The organism is Clostridium sp. AF21-20LB, from assembly GCF_003478795.1.
Taxonomy (GTDB): Bacteria; Bacillota; Clostridia; order Lachnospirales; family Lachnospiraceae; genus Otoolea; species Otoolea fessa.
Window position 1 is genome coordinate 1 of sequence record NZ_QUGD01000055.1, and the last position, 1,526, is coordinate 1,526.

The window sequence follows — 1,526 nt, forward strand, 5'->3', positions numbered from 1 at the left end:
GGTCTGCAAATAAAAGTTTTGAATTAGCTTGACTCAGAAAGAATACAGAGATATTCCTTCACTCGTCCATAATAAATTCTGAGAAATTTATTAGCGCCTGCAGTCATGTAAACATAGTACGGTTTACCCTGGGCACGTTTTCTGTCCATGAATTGATATACAGGATCATCTTGCGGCATTGTTTTAATAAGAACATCCATTACTTGAAAAAGAGTCTTTCTTAAATTTGAAGACCCACGTTTGGATGTTGGAACACTTTTTTGTGCATAGGAGCCAGACTCGTTTACGCCAGGATCTACCCCGGCGAAAGCAGTAAGGGCTCCTTTATGTGTAAATCTGGTTATATCACCGATCTCAGCCATAAGCTGTGGACCAAGAGATGGACCAATCCCTTTAAACTGCATAACAATCGGGTACTCTGGAAGTTTTGAGGCGGTTTCATTCATGAGAATGCGTATTGTTTCGACGGTAGCGGAAGTGCTGTTAAGCTGAGCGATAGCTTGTCTAATGATGCGTTTGGTTATTTCGTTTTTAGGAAATACCGGGACAAGTTCCGTTGCCTTGGTATAAATTTCTTCGGCTTTTGATTTATTGAAGATATATTTTTTTTGCTTGCACCAGTTTTGATAGTGTTTAACAAAAGAATTTAGAGACATTTTACGAACGCAATCTACATGCCAATACGTATAGACAAAATCAACCCATTTTTGGGAGCCATCACTGCGGGGTGGACTATTAAAATAAGTATTTGCATTTGGGTATGTCTGGTCAATGAGATTAATAAGATTATTTTTCATAGCCGTTTTTTGTTTCACATAGAAATGAAACTGACGATTCATGGCCTTTAGTTGTGTGCGCAATTCATCCACAATACTATATGGTTTAAGATTTTGCCATTTGTCAAGAGCATAGCGGGCGATCTTGATGGAATCAGCTTTGTCAGATTTAACTTTGCGAAGAGAGTCATTATTAAAGTTTTTGACTAGCTTAGGATTAACAGCACTGACAAACAGACCAGCTGCTGAAAATTGCTGAGCAAGTACTTCGTAATAGTGTCCGGTGTGCTCCATTACAATTCGTGATTCACCTTCGATAGAGTGAATAAGTTTAATTAGTGAAAGGATATCACTGGATGTGTGCTTGATCTCAAAAGGAGAGGATACAATCTCACCAAATGGTCTTAGAATTGTAACCATGCTTTTACCTTTTGAAACATCAATACCTACTGCGTTCATAAATTTGTCACTCCTTAAAAATATTACAATGGATAAATACCAGATTTACTCATTACCTGCTCAAACTACTGTGTGTGACACGAATGCACTTAATGTGATTCAACCTGCATAAAACGAACACTGTGAATGAGGAGCTGGTTATCAGTCTAAAGTACGGACGCTAAGTCTAGTGATGAAGTCGATATACCATTGCATCCTACATTCTAACAGTTTAAGTAATGAGATGGATAAATCCTTACTGGATGTAAGGGGATTACCCATAAGTATATTGTAGTAGTGATGAGTTAGGTG

Annotated in this window: 1 protein-coding gene; it reads right to left on the bottom strand. The window is 38.0% G+C overall.

Annotation, left to right across the window (positions count from 1 at the left end):
• Positions 1-23: 23 nt before the first annotated feature.
• Positions 24-1,235, bottom strand: coding sequence for an IS110 family transposase (locus DWX76_RS13675; protein ID WP_118293994.1), 1,212 nt, complete (start codon positions 1,233-1,235; stop codon positions 24-26).
• Between the last annotated feature and the right edge of the window lie 291 nt (positions 1,236-1,526).